General features: G+C 72.5%; 12 protein-coding genes. 6 read left to right on the top strand and 6 right to left on the bottom strand.

All coding sequences use genetic code 11. From position 1 onward, the window contains the following. The first annotated feature begins 19 nt into the window (after nucleotides 1–19). Entirely contained in the window at nucleotides 20–808 is a 789-nt protein-coding gene (locus AMY39116_RS0310815; protein ID WP_020417678.1) for an ABC transporter ATP-binding protein, read from the top strand. 5 nt (nucleotides 809–813) lie between these two features. Here the strand turns inward: AMY39116_RS0310815 and AMY39116_RS0310810 are convergent, their stop codons facing one another. Beyond that, the gene (locus AMY39116_RS0310810; RefSeq protein WP_039791425.1) at nucleotides 814–1,317 is read right to left on the bottom strand and encodes a nitroreductase family protein; all 504 of its coding nucleotides are present in this window, start codon (nucleotides 1,315–1,317) and stop codon (nucleotides 814–816) included. A 462-nt stretch (nucleotides 1,318–1,779) separates the two neighbouring features. Further along, nucleotides 1,780–2,997 (bottom strand): Glu/Leu/Phe/Val dehydrogenase, encoded by a 1,218-nt coding sequence (locus AMY39116_RS0310805; RefSeq protein WP_051123514.1) that lies wholly within the window; start codon nucleotides 2,995–2,997, stop codon nucleotides 1,780–1,782. A gap of 223 nt (nucleotides 2,998–3,220) precedes the next feature. On the opposite strand from AMY39116_RS0310805, the gene AMY39116_RS0310800 reads away from it, so the two are divergent. Continuing rightward, nucleotides 3,221–4,141: a LysR family transcriptional regulator gene (locus tag AMY39116_RS0310800; RefSeq protein WP_020417675.1), complete on the top strand. Its 921-nt coding sequence runs from the start codon at nucleotides 3,221–3,223 to the stop codon at nucleotides 4,139–4,141. Here AMY39116_RS0310800 and AMY39116_RS0310795 read toward each other — a convergent pair. Beyond that, a complete protein-coding gene (locus AMY39116_RS0310795) occupies nucleotides 4,133–5,083 on the bottom strand; it encodes an Lrp/AsnC family transcriptional regulator (protein ID WP_020417674.1) in 951 nt (316 codons plus the stop codon). The genes AMY39116_RS0310800 and AMY39116_RS0310795 overlap by 9 nt on opposite strands. Nucleotides 5,084–5,175: 92 nt before the next feature. On the opposite strand from AMY39116_RS0310795, the gene AMY39116_RS0310790 reads away from it, so the two are divergent. Beyond that, nucleotides 5,176–5,961 (top strand): inositol monophosphatase family protein, encoded by a 786-nt coding sequence (locus AMY39116_RS0310790; RefSeq protein ID WP_084506072.1) that lies wholly within the window; start codon nucleotides 5,176–5,178, stop codon nucleotides 5,959–5,961. Here AMY39116_RS0310790 and AMY39116_RS0310785 read toward each other — a convergent pair. After that, nucleotides 5,928–6,311, bottom strand: coding sequence for an STAS domain-containing protein (locus AMY39116_RS0310785; RefSeq protein ID WP_020417672.1), 384 nt, complete (start codon nucleotides 6,309–6,311; stop codon nucleotides 5,928–5,930). The genes AMY39116_RS0310790 and AMY39116_RS0310785 overlap by 34 nt on opposite strands. Nucleotides 6,312–6,375: 64 nt before the next feature. Continuing rightward, on the bottom strand, nucleotides 6,376–10,893 hold the full coding sequence (locus AMY39116_RS0310780; RefSeq protein ID WP_020417671.1) for a HAMP domain-containing protein: 4,518 nt from the start codon (nucleotides 10,891–10,893) through the stop codon (nucleotides 6,376–6,378). A 144-nt stretch (nucleotides 10,894–11,037) separates the two neighbouring features. Between AMY39116_RS0310780 and AMY39116_RS0310775 the strand changes: the two genes are divergently transcribed. Together AMY39116_RS0310775 and AMY39116_RS0310770 are read left to right on the top strand one after the other, a co-directional pair. Then, nucleotides 11,038–13,305 (top strand): SpoIIE family protein phosphatase, encoded by a 2,268-nt coding sequence (locus AMY39116_RS0310775; protein ID WP_020417670.1) that lies wholly within the window; start codon nucleotides 11,038–11,040, stop codon nucleotides 13,303–13,305. A gap of 19 nt (nucleotides 13,306–13,324) precedes the next feature. Next, nucleotides 13,325–14,197, top strand: coding sequence for a sigma-70 family RNA polymerase sigma factor (locus AMY39116_RS0310770; RefSeq protein ID WP_020417669.1), 873 nt, complete (start codon nucleotides 13,325–13,327; stop codon nucleotides 14,195–14,197). Here the strand turns inward: AMY39116_RS0310770 and AMY39116_RS0310765 are convergent. Beyond that, nucleotides 14,191–14,808, bottom strand: a complete 618-nt coding sequence (locus tag AMY39116_RS0310765; RefSeq protein WP_020417668.1) for a hypothetical protein — start codon at nucleotides 14,806–14,808, stop codon at nucleotides 14,191–14,193. The genes AMY39116_RS0310770 and AMY39116_RS0310765 overlap by 7 nt on opposite strands. A gap of 100 nt (nucleotides 14,809–14,908) precedes the next feature. Between AMY39116_RS0310765 and AMY39116_RS0310760 the strand changes: the two genes are divergently transcribed. Then, a complete protein-coding gene (locus AMY39116_RS0310760; RefSeq protein WP_020417667.1) occupies nucleotides 14,909–15,319 on the top strand; it encodes a VOC family protein in 411 nt (136 codons plus the stop codon). Nucleotides 15,320–15,334 lie beyond the last annotated feature (15 nt).

The following is a 15,334-nucleotide window of genomic DNA, read 5'->3' as shown; positions in this document are numbered from 1 at the left end:
GACTTGATACGGTGCGGGCATGACGCCCGTGCTGCAGGTGAGCGATGTCGATCTCGTCCGCGACGGCCGGTACCTGCTCCGGTCGATCTCGCTGACGGTGCACGAGGGCGAGCACTGGGCGCTGCTCGGCGCGAACGGCGCGGGCAAGAGCACGCTGCTCGGGCTGCTGGGGGCGCTCACCCACCCGACGCGCGGGACGGTCGACGTGCTCGGGCACCGGCTGGGCCGGGTCGACATGCGCAAGCTGCGGTCGTTCCTCGGGCACATCAACCCGCGGCACCCGCTGACCTCGCCGCTGTCGGTGTTCGAGGTGGTGCTGACCGGGCTGACGAACACGACCGAACTGGTGCCGCGCTGGCAGCCGACCGCCGCAGAGCGGGAACGCGCCGAGCGCCTGATCCGGATGCTGGGCCTCGCCGGGCAACGCGACGCCCGCTGGCCGACCCTGTCCCAGGGCGAACGCGGACGGGCGCTGATCGCCCGCGCCCTGATGCCGTCGCCGCGCCTGTTGCTGCTCGACGAACCGGCGACCGGCCTGGACGTCGCGGCCCGCGAGCAGCTGCTGTCCAGTGTGGACGTTCTGCGGCGCGACCACCCGGAGCTGGCGACCGTGCTGGTCACCCACCACCTGGAGGAGCTGCCGGCGAGCACCACGCACGCGCTCCTGCTGCGCGAGGGCCAGTGCCTGGCGTCCGGGACGGCGGACGACGTGGTGACCACGGACCACATCAGCAAGTGCTTCGACCACCCGGTGCGCATCACCCGCACCGAGGGCCGCTGGACCGCCCGCGCCGAGCCGCTCGTCTGACGGGGCTACAGCTCGACGAACACGTCCGCCAAGGCCTTGCGCCCGACCGGCACGGCGGACCGGCCACGCAGACGCTCCCCCGGCCAGTCGAGCGCGAGCGCGTGGTGCGCGCGCCACGGGTGCCCGTGGCCGGTGAGCGCGGCGGCTTCCACCGCATTGGCGTTGGGGTACAACGAGACCGGGCAGCTGCCGAGGCCGGCGAGGTGCGCCGCGACGACGAGTGTCTGGCACAGCCGCCCGAGGTCGAACTCGGTGTCCGCACCGGCTTCCGAGTCGGACAGCAGCACGAGCGCGACCGGGGCCGCCGCCAGTGGCAGCGCGTACTGCCCGAGGCGGGCCAGCGCGTGGCGCACCGCGGGGTCGGTCACCGAGACGAGCCGCCACGGCTGGCGGTTGCGCGCGGAACCGGTCCAGCGCGCCGTCTCGACCAGGTCCACGACGAGGTCCCTTGGCACCGGCCGGTCGGCGAACACACGGGTGGCGCGGATGGCGCGCAGCGGGTGGTCCATGGCCCAGAGCATGCCGGACGAGTGAAAAGGGACCTTCGGCCCTGGATCGGCCCCTGGCGATCGGGCACTGTATGTGGCAGACCCCGAGGTGCCCGGGCACTACGAGGTCGAGGCCCTACGGTCCCGCCCGACGGCGGCTCCGAAGGCCGCTACGCCGATTGGATACCGGACCTGGTTCACCTCCCCGTCGGCGAACCAGGCCGGAACTAACGTGTCGACACGCAGTGAAGGGCCCTTCGCACCGTCGCGAAGGGCCCTTCAGCGCGTTCAGGGGATCGTGACCCCAAGCGGCGAACGCGGCGAGGTTCGCCGCGGCCGGTTCCTCCGCCGTCGTGCGCGGCCGAACGCCGTGGGCGCGGCGAAGGGATCGTGACCCCCAGGTCCCCTGCGGCCGGGCACGCCGCGTGGTTCGCCGCGGCCAATTCCTGCGCCGTCGTGCACGGCGAACCCCCTTCAGCGCGTTCAGGGGATCGTGACCCCGGCATCCCCCGCAGCCAGGCGCGCCGCGCGGTTCGCCGCCGCCAGTTCCTCCGCCGTCGTGCGCGGGGGGACTCCGTCGGCGAACCAGGCGGCCAGCAGCAGCGCCACCTTCGACCGCATCTCGGTCTGCAGCCGATGGAACGAGTCGACCGGGTCGGCGCCCACCTGCCCCAGCAACAGCCACCATGCCCACGCCGCGGCGCCCGCGTTCGCCACGAAGTCCGGGACCACCGGGATCCCCCGCGCGGCGAGCATCGCCTCGGCCTCGGGTGTGGTCGCCGCGTTGGCCGCTTCCACCACGACCTTCGCCGACACGTCCGGGACGTTGTCCGGCGTCAGCGCGTAGGAAATCGCCGCCGGCACCAGGATGTCGGCCGACACCCCGACCACCGCGTCGCGCGGCAGCTGCCGGACCGAGCCGGGCAGCCGCGAGCGGTCCACCTCGCCGTAGGCGTCCCGCAGCTCCAGCAGCGCGGGCACGTCCAGCCCCGCCGGGTCGTACAGCGTCCCGGCCGCATCGGCGACCGCGACGACCCGCATCCCGGCCTCGTGCAGGTACCAGGCCGCGCCGCCGCCCATCGTGCCGATGCCCTGGATCGCCACGGTCGTGGCGGCCGGCTCCCAGCCCCACGCGCTCGCCGCGCCCAGACAGGCCTGCGCGACGCCGTAACCACCGACCACGTCACCGAGCAGCAGCCCGCCCGGCACCGGCGCGTTCAGCCCGGCGTGCACGCGCCGCAGGGTCCGCGCCGGGTCGGGCGAACGGCGGATGGCGGCGTGGTACGACTGCTCCAGCCCGAGCCGCTCGAAGACGTCGTCGATGAGGTGCTGCGGCACCCCGAGGTCCTCGGCGGTCACCCAGTGCGCGTCCAGCCACGGGCGCATCGCCTGGCAGAACCGCTCCAGCACCCCGACGGCCCCCGGGTCCTTCGGGTCGAAGTCGATCCCGCCCTTCGCCCCGCCCACCGGCAGGTCGAACGTCGCGGTCTTGGCCGCCATGCCGCGCGCCAGGTCCTCGACCTCGGACAGCGTGCAGCCGGCGCGCATCCGGGTGCCGCCGGTCGCCAGGCCGGAAACCAGCGTGTGCACCACGAGGTAGCCGTGGGTGCCGGTGACCGGGTCGGTCCAGGTCAGCCGCAGCATCGGCTCTTGCGTGCGCGGGCTGGTCCGCTCGCCGGCGAGCCCCCGCGGATCCTGCATCGTGGTCAACTGTCCCCTCCAAGCCTGTCGCCGATTCCGGGCGCAGCACAGCCCGCCTCCGCCACGCGCGGTGGCTTCGGTCGCCGGTCTGGGTGGAATCGGGAGATCCATTCCCGCTGACACCAGGGTGCGGCAGGGTCGGCGGAGACGTCCAGTTAGGGATCATGCACGGTTCCGTTCACGTTCCCTGCACAGCAGGTGATCCTTACCTACCCTGGGCGGCATGGAGCTTTCGCTGCACCGGTTGCGGATGCTTCGGGAGCTGCACCGCCGCGGCACCGTCACCGCGGCCGCGGCCGCCCTGCACTACACCGCATCGGCCGTGTCGCAGCAGCTCGCGCAGCTGGAACGGGACGTCGGGGCCAAGCTGTTCGAGCGGCTCGGCAGGCGGGTCCAGCTGACCGAGCTGGGCGTGGTGCTGACCGAGCACGCCGAGGAGATCCTCAAGTCCGTCGAACGGGCGACCATGGCGCTGGAGGAGGCGCAGGAAGGCGTCACGGCGCGGCTGACCGCGGGGGTGTGGGCGTCGGTGGCGTCCGGGTTGCTGCCGTTCGCGTTGTCCGCGCTGGCGCGGGAACACCCGGGGATCGAGGTGCGCACGAAGGAACTGGCGCCGGAGGAAACCGCGGGCGCGGTGCGGGACGGCGCGCTCGACTTCTCGTTCGTCATCGACTACTCGGACTACCCGATGCCGTGGGACCCGGCGCTGACGCGGGTGGTGATCGCGGTCGAACGGCTGCACGCGGCGGTCCCGCGCGGCGCGGTGCCCGCCACCACGGTGAGCCTGACCGAGCTGGCCGAGCACCCGTGGATCCTCGCCGGGCCGCGCTCGCACTTCGGCCGGGCGGTGCGGCTGGCGTGCCAGCGGCACGGGTTCGAGCCGAAGATCAACCACGAGGTCGGCGAGCAGGCGACTGCACTGGCGATGGTCGCCGCCGGGCTCGGGGTCACGCTGGTGTCGGACCTGGGCTTGTCGCTGCGGCCGCCCGGGGTGGACATCGTGGCCCTGACGGAACCGCCGATGCGAACGGTGTCGATCGCGCATCGAACGGCCTCCGCGCGGCCGTCGCTGCAACTGGTCATCGACGCGGTCCGCGCGGCGGCCGCGGAGCGGGGCCTGGGCGCGGCGGCGCCACTACCGTGAAAGGGCTTTCCCGGGCCGCTTGACCGACGCACCGATCAGCACCGTCTCCACCTCGGTGACCCCCAGCGCGGCCAGGTCCTGCGTGATGAAGGCGTACAGGTGCTCCAGGTCCCGCAACCACACGGCGGCGTGGAGGTTCGACGCGCCCGTCGTCGCCATCGCGCCGTGGACGGCCGGGTGGCGGGCCAGCGCGCGGCCCGCCCGGTCGAGGAGGTCCGGGGGCACCCGCATGAGCAGGTTCGCGTCGATGGCCAGCCCGAGCCGCGCGGGGTCGACGAACGCCTGCGTCACGAACCGGCCGTCGGCGCGCAGGACGCTCAGGCGGCGCCGCACGGTGGACTCCGGGTGCCCCAGCCGGGCGGCGATCGTGGCGGCAGGCAGCCGCAGATCTTCCCCGAGCAGGCGCAGCACGGCCCGGTCGAGGTCGTCCAGGGGGCGCTCCGCCGCCTGCCCACCGCAACCCAGCGCGGCTCGCTCGGCGTCCGACAGCACGCCGAGACGCCAGTCGGTCGCGTCGCTGAACACGTGCATCACCGTCTGCGCTTCGACGGAGGTCACGGCGCTGGTCGCGGGGAGCTGGCGGAACACCAGACGATGACGCGTATCCGGACCGGCCAGCAACAGCGCCAGGATCTCGTCCCCGGCGGCCGACACGTCCACCAGCGGGATGTCCTCCCTGGCCGCCAGGGCCGCCGTGATCGGGTCGAGTTTCCCGCGCAGCACCCGGATCCGCAGCACCACCACGCCCCGCGCCAGCGCGCCCGGCGGCACCGCGACCACGCGCACCACACCGTCGCCGAGCAGCACGCGCATCCGCCGCTGCACCGCCCGCACCGGCAACCCCAGCACCCGCGCCGCCTGCTCGACCGTCACCCGGCCGTCACACTGCAGCGCCTCGATCAGCCGCAGATCATCCCCGTCAAAAGCCGGATCAGCCACCACGAGCCGAGTTTCGCACGATCTCGCTCGGAAACCGGCTGACGAGCCCACCGATCCGCCGCGAGCTCCGACACTCGGACCCGTGAACCTCCTCGATGGCATCACCGCCGCCGCCGAAGAAACCGGCGAGATCCTCCGCGGCCTGCCCACCCCCGCCTCCGGCCCGCACGCTCGACGAGTTCCGCACCACCTTCGCCGAGGTCGAACGCGCCGCCGAACCCCTTCTCCGGCAACGGCTCGGCACCCTTATGCCCGGCATCCCGTGGGCCGACGAGTTCGGCACCGGCCTGCCCGCCGGGACGACCTCGTGGGTGGTCGACATCGCCGACGGCGCCGTGCAGTACCTGCGCGGGCTGCCGTACTGGTGCGTCAGCATCACGCTCGTGCGCCACCGCGAACCGGTCGCCACCGTGCTGCACCACCCCGTCCGCGGCGAGACCTACCGCGCCGAGCGGGGCCGCGGCGCCACTCTCGACGGCAGACCCGTCACCCCGTCCGCGCAGACCGACCTGGCCGCCGCCCTGGTCACTACGTCCCAGCCGCCGTTCCCGGGAGCCGGAGCGGCGGCGCTGGCCGGCCGTTCACTGGGCGACGTCCTGCCCGCCGTCGGCGCGGTGCGCAACCTCGGCCCCACCTCGTGGCAGGTGGCAGAGGTCGCCTCCGGCCGGATCGACGCGTTCTGGCAGTTCGGTCACGACGACGCGAACCTGGCCGGAGCCGCGCTCGTCGCGAGCGAAGCGGGTGCCACCGTCACCGACACCGGCGGCGCAGTGTGGCGGCCGGGCGCGGCCTCGTTCCTGGCCGCCGCCCCGGCCCTGCACGCCGGGCTGCGCAGGCTGCTCGCCGGTCAGCCGGCCAGCGCGTCCTCGCACGTCGGGTAGAGGGGGAACTCCTCGTCGAGGCCGACGACCTCCATCGCGCGCACCACGACCGGGTCCGCGGCGGCGAGCCGGATCGGCAGGTCGTCCCCCGCGGCCTGCCGCACGGCGACCAGCGAGGCCATGCCGGCCGAACCCAGGAACGTGACCCCCGTCAGGTCGAGCACCAGCAGCGACGGCTGCTCGCGCAGCGCCCGGCTCGCCGCGTCGTCCAGCCGCGGCGTCGTCAGGAGGTCGAGTTCGCCGCTGACCTGGACCACCACGGCCTTGCCGCGGCGTTCGACGGCGACCGCGACACCGTCGACGGGGTCGACGGCCGGATCGCGCGGGTTCAGTGGATCGGGTGCCTGCACGCACCCATCCTCCACTTCCGCGCGCCCTGGCGGAACACCTCCTTCGCCGGATCCGCCGCCCGGGTCAGGCCCGCACCTCCGGCAGCCACCGCCGCAGGCACTGGAGCAGCTCCTCCGCGTCGACCGGTTTCGTCAGGTAGTCGCTGGCCCCGGACGCGAGCGCCTTCTCCCGGTCGCCCTGCATGGCCTTCGCGGTGACGGCGATGATCGGCATGTCAGCGAACCGCGGGATCTCCCGGATCGCCGCCGTGGCCGCGTAGCCGTCCATCTCCGGCATCATCACGTCCATCAGCACCAGCTCGATGCCGTCCTCGGCGAGCAGCACGTCGATGCCCTTGCGCCCGTTCACCGCGTGCCGCACCTCCAGCCCGTAGCTCTCCAGCGCGCCACGCAGCGCGAACACGTTGCGCGGGTCGTCCTCCACGATCAGCACCTTGTGCCCGCGCAACGGCTCGTCCACCGGACGGTCGTCGACGGGCCGGGTCAGCGACGGCAGCGGGGTGCGCGGCTGGGTCAGCGGGATGACGTCGTCCGGCTGGTCGGCGGACAGGTGCAGCGCGATCCGCTCGCGCAGCTCGTCGAGCGAGGGCAGCAGCTCCAGCGGCTGCATCGCCGCGCGGGTCTGCACCAGGCTCTCCTGGTCCGGGGTCAGCTTGCGGGACGGGTGCGCGAGCACCGGGACCGAACACAGGTCCGGGTGGTCGGCCAACGCGTCCAGCACGGCGAACGCGCCGCCCTCGGGCAGGCTGACGTCCAGCACGACGCAGTGGTGCGGGCGGCTGAGCAGGACGTTCGTCGCCTGCTCCGCTGTGCTCACCGTGGCGACCGTGACCGTGCCGTGGGTGTCGGCGAGGTCGGCGGCCGCGCTGCTCGCCAGCAGCGACAGCAGCCCGGTGCCCGCCGACTCGACGACGAGCACCTGCCGCTTGCCGTGCGTCTCGCGCGCGGCCTCCGACGCCGGCTCGGGCACCTCGACCTCGGCGGCCGCAGGCGCGGGCAGGCCGTCCGGGGACTTGCCCAGCGGCAGGAACAACGTGAACGTGCTGCCCTCGCCGAGCTCGCTCTCCGCGCGGATCTCGCCGCCAAGCCGGTAGACCACCTCGTTGCTGATGGACAACCCCAGCCCGGTGCCGCCGTAGCGGCGGCTGGTGGTGCCGTCGGCCTGCTGGAACGCGGCGAAGATGGCGCTCAGGTTCTCCTTCGCGATGCCGATGCCGGTGTCGGTGACCGCGAACGCCACCACCGGGCCGCTGGTGCCCGCCGGCAGCTCCTCCTCGCGGGCCATCCGCACGTGCAGCTCGACCCGGCCGTGGTCGGTGAACTTGACCGCGTTGGACAGCAGGTTGCGCAGCACCTGCCGCAACCGCTGCTGGTCGGTCACCAGCTCGCGCGGCACGTCCTGGTCGGCGGTGACCGCGAAGGTCAGCCCCTTCTCGGCGGTCAGCGGCTGGAACGTGGCCTCGACGTAGTCCAGCAGCTGGTTCAGCGCGAACGGCTCCGGGTGGATGTCCATCCGCCCGGCCTCCACCTTGGACAGGTCGAGGATGTCGTTGATCATCTGCAGCAGGTCCGAACCGGCCGAGTGGATCACCTCGGCGTACTCCACCTGCTTGGCGGTGAGGTTGCGGCTGGGGTTCTGCGCGAGCAGCTTCGCCAGGATCAACAGGCTGTTGAGCGGCGTGCGCAGCTCGTGCGACATGTTCGCGAGGAACTCGGACTTGTACTTCGAGGCCAGCGCGAGCTGCTCGGCGCGCTCCTCGATCTCCCGCCTGGCCTGCTCGATCTCGGTGTTCTTGACCTCGATGTCGCGGTTCTGGCGGGCCAGCAGCGTCGCCTTCTCGGCCAGCTCGGCGTTCGAGCGCTGCAGTTCCTCCTGCTGGACCCGCAGTTCGGCGGCGAGCCGCTGCGACTCCTCCAGCAGCGAGTCCGTGCGCGAACTCGCCACGATCGTGTTGACGTTGACGCCGATCGTCTCGCCCAGCTGGTCCAGCAGGTCGCGCTGCGCCTGGGTGAACCGCTCGAACGAGGCCAGCTCGATCACGCCGAGGGTGCGGTCCTCGAAGGTCACCGGCAGCACGACGAGGTTCACCGGCGGCGCCTCGCCGAGGCTGGAGGAGATCCGCACGTACCCGGGCGGGGTCTTGTCGACGATGATCGGCCGCCGGGTGCGGGCCGCCTGCCCGATGAGCGTCTGACCGACCTCCACCTCCCGTACCAGCTCCTCGGTGGAGTGCGCGCCGTAGGTGGCGATCAGCCGCAGCCGCCCGCTGCCGTTCTGCCCGCTGCTCAGGAAGAACGTGCCCTGCTGCGCGTTCACCAGCGGCACCAGCTCGTCCAGCACCAGCTCGGCGACGGTGGCCAGGTCCCGGTGGCCCTGCATCAGCCCGGCGATGCGCGCCAGGTTGGTCTTGAGCCAGTCCTGTTCCTGGTTGGCGTGCGTGGTCTCGCGCAGCGACCGCACCATCGAGTTGATGTTGTCCTTGAGCTCGGCGACCTCGCCCTGCGCCTCGACCGAGATCGAGCGGGTCAGGTCGCCGGTGGCCACGGCGCTGGCCACCTCGGCGATCGCGCGCACCTGACGGGTCAGGTTGCCCGCCAGCTCGTTCACGTTCTCGGTGAGCCGCTTCCAGGTGCCGGACACGCCCTCGACCTCGGCCTGGCCGCCCAGCCGTCCCTCGCTGCCCACCTCGCGCGCCACGCGGGTCACCTCGGCAGCGAACGAGCCCAGCGTGTCCACCATGGTGTTGATCGTCGTCTTCAGTTCGAGGATCTCGCCGCGCGCGTCGACGTCGATCTTCTTGGTCAGGTCACCGTCCGCGACGGCGGTCGTCACCTGGGCGATGTTGCGCACCTGGTTGGTCAGGTTGTTCGCCATCGAGTTGACGTTGTCGGTGAGGTCCTTCCAGGTGCCCGCGACGTTGGGCACGCGGGCCTGGCCGCCGAGGATGCCTTCGGTGCCGACCTCGCGGGCCACTCTCGTCACCTCGTCGGCGAACGCGCCGAGCGTGTCGACCATCGTGTTGATCGTGTCGGCCAGCGCGGCGACCTCGCCCTTGGCCTCGACGGTGATCTTCTTCGACAGGTCGCCCTGCGCCACCGAGCTGGCCACCTGCGCGATCGAGCGCACCTGGCTGGTCAGGTTGGACGCCATCACGTTGACGTTGTCGGTCAGGTCCTTCCAGGTGCCGGACACCCCGCGGACGTTGGCCTGGCCGCCCAGGTTGCCGTGCGTGCCCACCTCGCGGGCCACTCTCGTGACCTCGTCGGCGAACGCCGACAGCTGGTCGACCATCGTGTTGATGGTTTCCTTGAGCTCCAGGATCTCGCCGCGCGCGTCGACGCGGATCTTCTGCGTCAGGTCGCCCTTGGCGACGGAAGTGGTCACGTCGGCGATCGACCGCACCTGGTCGGTCAGGTTGGCGGCCATGACGTTCACCGATTCGGTGAGCGCCTTCCAGGTGCCCGACACACCCTTGACGTCGGCCTGACCGCCGAGGCGGCCCTCGGTGCCCACCTCGCGGGCCACGCGCGTGACCTCGTCGGCGAACGCCGACAGCTGGTCGACCATCGTGTTGATGGTGTTCTTCAGTTCCAGGATCTCGCCGCGCGCGTCGACGGTGATCTTCTGGGAGAGGTCACCGTCGGCGACCGCGGTGGCCACCGAGGCGATCGAGCGCACCTGATCGGTGAGGTTGCCCGCCATGAAGTTCACCGAATCGGTGAGCGCCCGCCACGTTCCGCCGACACCTGGTACTTGCGCCTGCCCGCCCAGCCTGCCGTCCGTGCCGACCTCGCGCGCCACTCTGGTCACCTCGTCGGCGAACGACGAGAGCTGGTCCACCATCGTGTTGATGGTGTTCTTCAGTTCCAGGATTTCCCCGCGCGCGTCGACCATGATCTTCTGCGACAGATCGCCGCGCGCCACGGCGGTGGTCACCTGAGCGATGTTGCGCACCTGATCGGTGAGGTTTCCGGCCATGAAATTCACCGAAGTGGTGAGGTTCTTCCAGGTTCCGGAAACGCCGGGGACTTCCGCCTGGCCGCCGAGAATTCCTTCGGTGCCGACTTCACGGGCCACTCTCGTGACCTCGTCGGCGAACGAGGACAACTGGTCCACCATCGTGTTGATGGTTTCCTTCAGCTCCCGGATCTCGCCCTGGACGTCCACCGTGATCTTCTGCGACAGGTCGCCCTTCGCCACCGCCGTCGCGACCTGCGCGATGTCGCGCATCTGAGCCGTCAGGTTCCCGGCCATCGCGTTCACCGAATCGGTGAGGTCCGCCCAGGTCCCGGACACCCCGGGCACCCGCGCCTGGCCCCCGAGCTTGCCCTCGGTGCCCACCTCGGTCGCCACCCGCGTCACCTCGGACGTGAACACCGACAGCTGGTCGACCATGCCGTTGAAGACCGCCGCGATCTCGTCCAGCAGCTCGTCGCCCACCTGCGGCAGCCGGGTTCCGAAATCGCCGTCGCGCACCGCGGTCAGCCCGGCCAGCAGCTGCTGCAGCCGGGGATCGGCCAGCTCCCGTTCCCCGCCCCGGCCCGGGTCCCGCTTGGCCTGGGCGGTCCGGCTCTCAGCCATCAGCGCACTCCGATTCCGTGAGGCTCTGGGAACCGCTCTTGCGAACAATCCCCGCAGAAGAGGAATCTACTGGTAGCGCGACACGTATCCCAGCGCCACTTCACTAGACTTGTTTCGTCCGCCCACCGCGACCGAGGGGCTCGAGTGACGGCCCAGTACCCGCCGCAGACCAGCGACCTCGATCCGCGCGTCGCCGGGCTCGCCGCCGTCGTGGAGTGCCAGCAGCAGGAGATCGAACGGCTGCGCGCCGAACGGGACGGCGGGCTGCTCGTCCCGGTCGCCGAAGGCATCCTCGTGGAACGGCTCGGCTACTCCCCCGCCGAGGCCGCCACGCACCTCGCCGAACTGGCCGCGCGCACCGGGATCACCGTCGCGGAGCTGGCCGCGGACCTGGTCGCGGGCGCGGTCCGGCCGCCACGGGCGCCGTGCGAGCCCGACAGCGCTCCCGACTTCGCCCGGCTGCCCGACGCCTCCGCGGAGAATTCGGCTCTGCTGGAGGAAGTCCGGCGCACCGCGGGCGCGGCCGCGGTCGTGGTGTGGCAGGTGCGGCCGGACGGCGCGCTGGCCCTCGCCGGGCACAGCGGGCTCGGCCTGCTGGAGGCCAGCCGCTGGCGGCACATCCCGGTGCTGATGGACTGCCTGCCGCAGCGGGCGGCGCGGGAACGGCGTCCGCACTGGATCCCGGAGGTGGGATTCGCCCCCGCCGTGCCGCTGCCGGCGGACGACCGGCGCGGGGCGCGGGCGGTGATCCCGGTGACCACCTCGCGCAGCATCGCCGGCGTGGTGGAATTCGTCTGGGCCGCGCCGCTGCCGCTGTTCCCGCCGGAGCAGAAACGACGGCTCACCGCGCTCGCCGCGTTGTGCGGCCGGGAGATCGTGCTCGGCACGCAGCCGGTCGGGGCGCTGCCGTCGATGGTGGGCCTGCTGGACTCCGGCCTGTTCGCCCGGCCGCGTTCGGACGAGTCCGGCCAGGTGACCGACTTCGAGATCGCCCAGGCCGGCGAGGACTTCGAGGACCCGCACGGGCGGCAGCCCGCGGAACTGGTCGGCCGCGGGCTGACCAGGGCGTACCCGCTGCTGTGCGCGTACGGGCTCACCGACCGCGCGGTGGAGGTGCTCACCACCGGCGCGAGCGCGCGGCTCGGGCCGGTCCCGCTGGTCGCCCGGACCGGCGGCGCGGCCACCCCCGCGACGGTGGACGTGCGGATCACCCGGTTCCTGGACGGCGTGCGGATCGTGCTGACCGTCGGGCACGACGACCACCGGCTCGCGCAGCTGCTGCACAACCTGCAGCACATCGCGCGGCTGGGCAGCTGGGAGCACAGCGTCCTCACCGGCGAGATGACCTGGACCGAGCAGACCTTCGAGCTGTTCGGGCTGCCGCTGTCGGCGGGCCCGGTCGCGTGGGACGAGCTGTGCACCTACGTCCACCCCGAGGACCTGCCGATCGCCGAGGCGTTCCAGACCACGCTGCTGGCGGGTCAGGAGGCCGCGACGGTGTTCCGGCTGATCCGGCCGGACGGCACGCACCGGCAGATCCGCGCGCACGGCGAGCCGGTGCTGTCGGAGAGCGGGCAGCTGGTCGCGGTGCGCGGGATCTACCAGGACCTGTCGGCGCAGTACCAGAGCCAAGTCGCGTTGAACGCCACGCGCGACCGGCTGGCCGACACCGAACACGAAGCCCAGCAGCAGAACCGGATCGCGCGGGAGCTGCAGCAGGCGATCCTGCCGTCGGCGGCGCGGCCGGTGGAGATGGACGGGCTCGACGTCGCGGTCCGGTACCGGCCCGCGGCGCAGGAGCACAAGGTCGGCGGCGACTGGTACGACGCGACGGTGCTGCCGAGCGGGCGGATCCTGCTCGTGATCGGCGACGTCGCCGGGCACGGGATCGGCGCGGCCACCGGCATGATCGCGTTGCGCAACGCGCTGCGCGGGCTGGCCGTGACCGGGGCGAGCCCCGGACGGCTGCTGGAATGGCTGAACACCACGACGTTCACGGTCAACCGCGGTGTCACCGGCACCGCGTTGTGCGGGCTGTACGACCCGGACAGCCGGACGCTGACCTGGGCGCGCGCCGGGCACCTGCCGCCGATGCTGGTGCGCGACGGCGTGGCCGAGCAGCTGTCCCTGCCGCGCGGGATCCTGCTCGGCGCGCGGCCGAACGCCCGGTTCGAGGAGACCACGCTGGAGCTGCGGCCCGCGGACACGCTGGTCCTGTTCACCGACGGGCTGATCGAACGGCGTGGCGTGCTGCTCGACGACAGCCTGGACCGGCTGGCCGCCGCGGCCTGCCACGCGGGCGCGGACGTGGAGCGGATCAGCGACCAGCTGCTGGCCGAGGCGACGTCCGACACCGAGGACGACTCGTGCCTGATCGTGATCCGGGTCTCCCAGCCGGTCACATCGGCGTGACGGGATCCGTCAGAGCGGTATGACCGAGAACGAGTGGCTGGCCGAGCGGTTCGAGTCGCACCGGGCGCACCTGCGAGCGGTGGCGTACCGGATGCTGGGTTCGCTGACCGAGGCCGAGGACGCGGTGCAGGAGGCGTGGCTGAAGCTCAGCCGCAGCGACGCCGGCGAGGTGCGCAACCTCGGCGGCTGGCTGACGACCGTGGTCGGCCGGGTGTGCCTGGACATGCTGCGGTCGCGGTCGTCGCGCCGCGAGGAGTACCCGGAGCGCCTGCCGGACCCGATCATCGTCCCGGAGGACGGCTCGCACCCCGAGCAGCAGGCGCTGATCGCCGACTCGGTCGGGCTGGCGCTGCTCGTCGTGCTGGACACGCTCGACCCGGCGGAGCGGCTGGCGTTCGTGCTGCACGACATGTTCGCGCTGCCGTTCGACGAGATCGCCCCGATCGTGGACCGGACCCCGGCCGCGGCCCGCCAGCTGGCGAGCCGCGCGCGGCGGCGGATCCAGGGCAGCCCGACGGTGCCGGACGGGGACGTGACCCGGCAGCGCGAGGTGGTGGACGCGTTCTTCGCCGCCGCGCGGGACGGGAACTTCGCCGCGCTGGTCAGCGTGTTGGACCCGGACGTGGTGCTGCGGGCCGAGGCCGCCACCCTGCCCGCGGGCGCGGCCCGGCTGGTGCGCGGGGCCGAGGCGGTGGCCGGGCAGGCGCTCACCTTCCGGCAGTCCGGCCAGGGCGGGCAGCCGGTCCCGGTGCTGGTCAACGGCGTCGCGGGCCGCCTCATCCTGCGCGACGGCCGCCCGCAGACGCTCTTCGCGTTCACGGTGGTGAACGACCTCATCGCGGCGATCGACATCATCTCCGACCCCGAGCGCCTGGCCGAGCTGGCCTACTGAGCCAGCAGGTCTGCCACCTCGTCCACGGACCAGAAGCCCGCCGCCCCGCGCAGGCCGCACAGGTACTCGGCCACGCGGGGCGGCGGCCAGCCGTGCGACTCCCGCAACCCGTCGCCGAGCATCCGCAGGTACACCGCCGACGGCGGGTTCCACGGCACCTCGTCGGCGGCCCACGGAGCGGTGAACGTCAGCACCGGGAACCCGTCCAGGTCGCCCACGTGCAGCAACGTCTCGTAGCGCCCCGGCCCCAGCACGTCCCGGCCCGCCGACAGCACCGTCGTCAGGTCCAGGTCGCCGTCCGGCGCGCGGTACATCTCCTGCGCCGCCAGGTCCGAAAACTGCCCGACCGTCAGCAGGTACGCCCGGCCGGCCGCGGTTCCCGGCAACGACGGGTCGTAGAACGCGCGGCCGCCGCCCCACGTCGCGGACTCGGTCGCGAAGTACACCGCGCCGGGCATCGAGTGGGCGACGATCCGCTCCGGCGGACGCGGGTCACGGCACCCGGGGCACGACCGCCGCCCGCCCGGCGGCGTGCCGCCCTCCAGGTAGTACCGCAGCCGCGCGGCGTGCAGGTTGGACCCGTAACCCACGTACCAAACCGACCCGGTCACGGGCCGATTCTGGCGGAGTTTTTCCTACCCCGCAGGGTGTTGTCGCAGGCAGGGCGGTCTGCGAGGATTGGCCCCCTTCGCGATGGAGGGAGACCCGGAAATGGCTTCGCGGCTCAACCCGTACATCAGTTTCGCCGGCGACGCGCGGCAGGCGATGGAGTTCTACCGGCAGGTCTTCGGCGGCGAGCTCAACCTCAACACCTTCGGCGACTTCGGCGGCATGGAAGGCGCCGACGCGGACAAGGTCATGCACGCCCAGCTCGAAACCGAGCGCGGCTTCACGCTGATGGCCTCGGACACCCCGCCCGGCATGGAGCACCAGCCCGGCAACAACATGTCGATCAGCCTCAGCGGCGAGGACGCCGACGAGCTGCGCGGCTACTGGGACAAGCTGTCCGACGGCGGCACGGTCACCGTCCCGCTGGAGAAGCAGATGTGGGGCGACGAGTTCGGCGCGTGCCTGGACCGGTTCGGTGTCTCGTGGATGGTCAACATCGCGCAGAGTTCGTGATGCGGGACCGGTGAT

This window comes from Amycolatopsis sp. ATCC 39116, from assembly GCF_000231075.2.
Classification (GTDB): Bacteria; Actinomycetota; Actinomycetes; order Mycobacteriales; family Pseudonocardiaceae; genus Amycolatopsis_E; species Amycolatopsis_E tucumanensis.
This window is presented reverse-complemented; position numbering and strand designations above follow the sequence as displayed.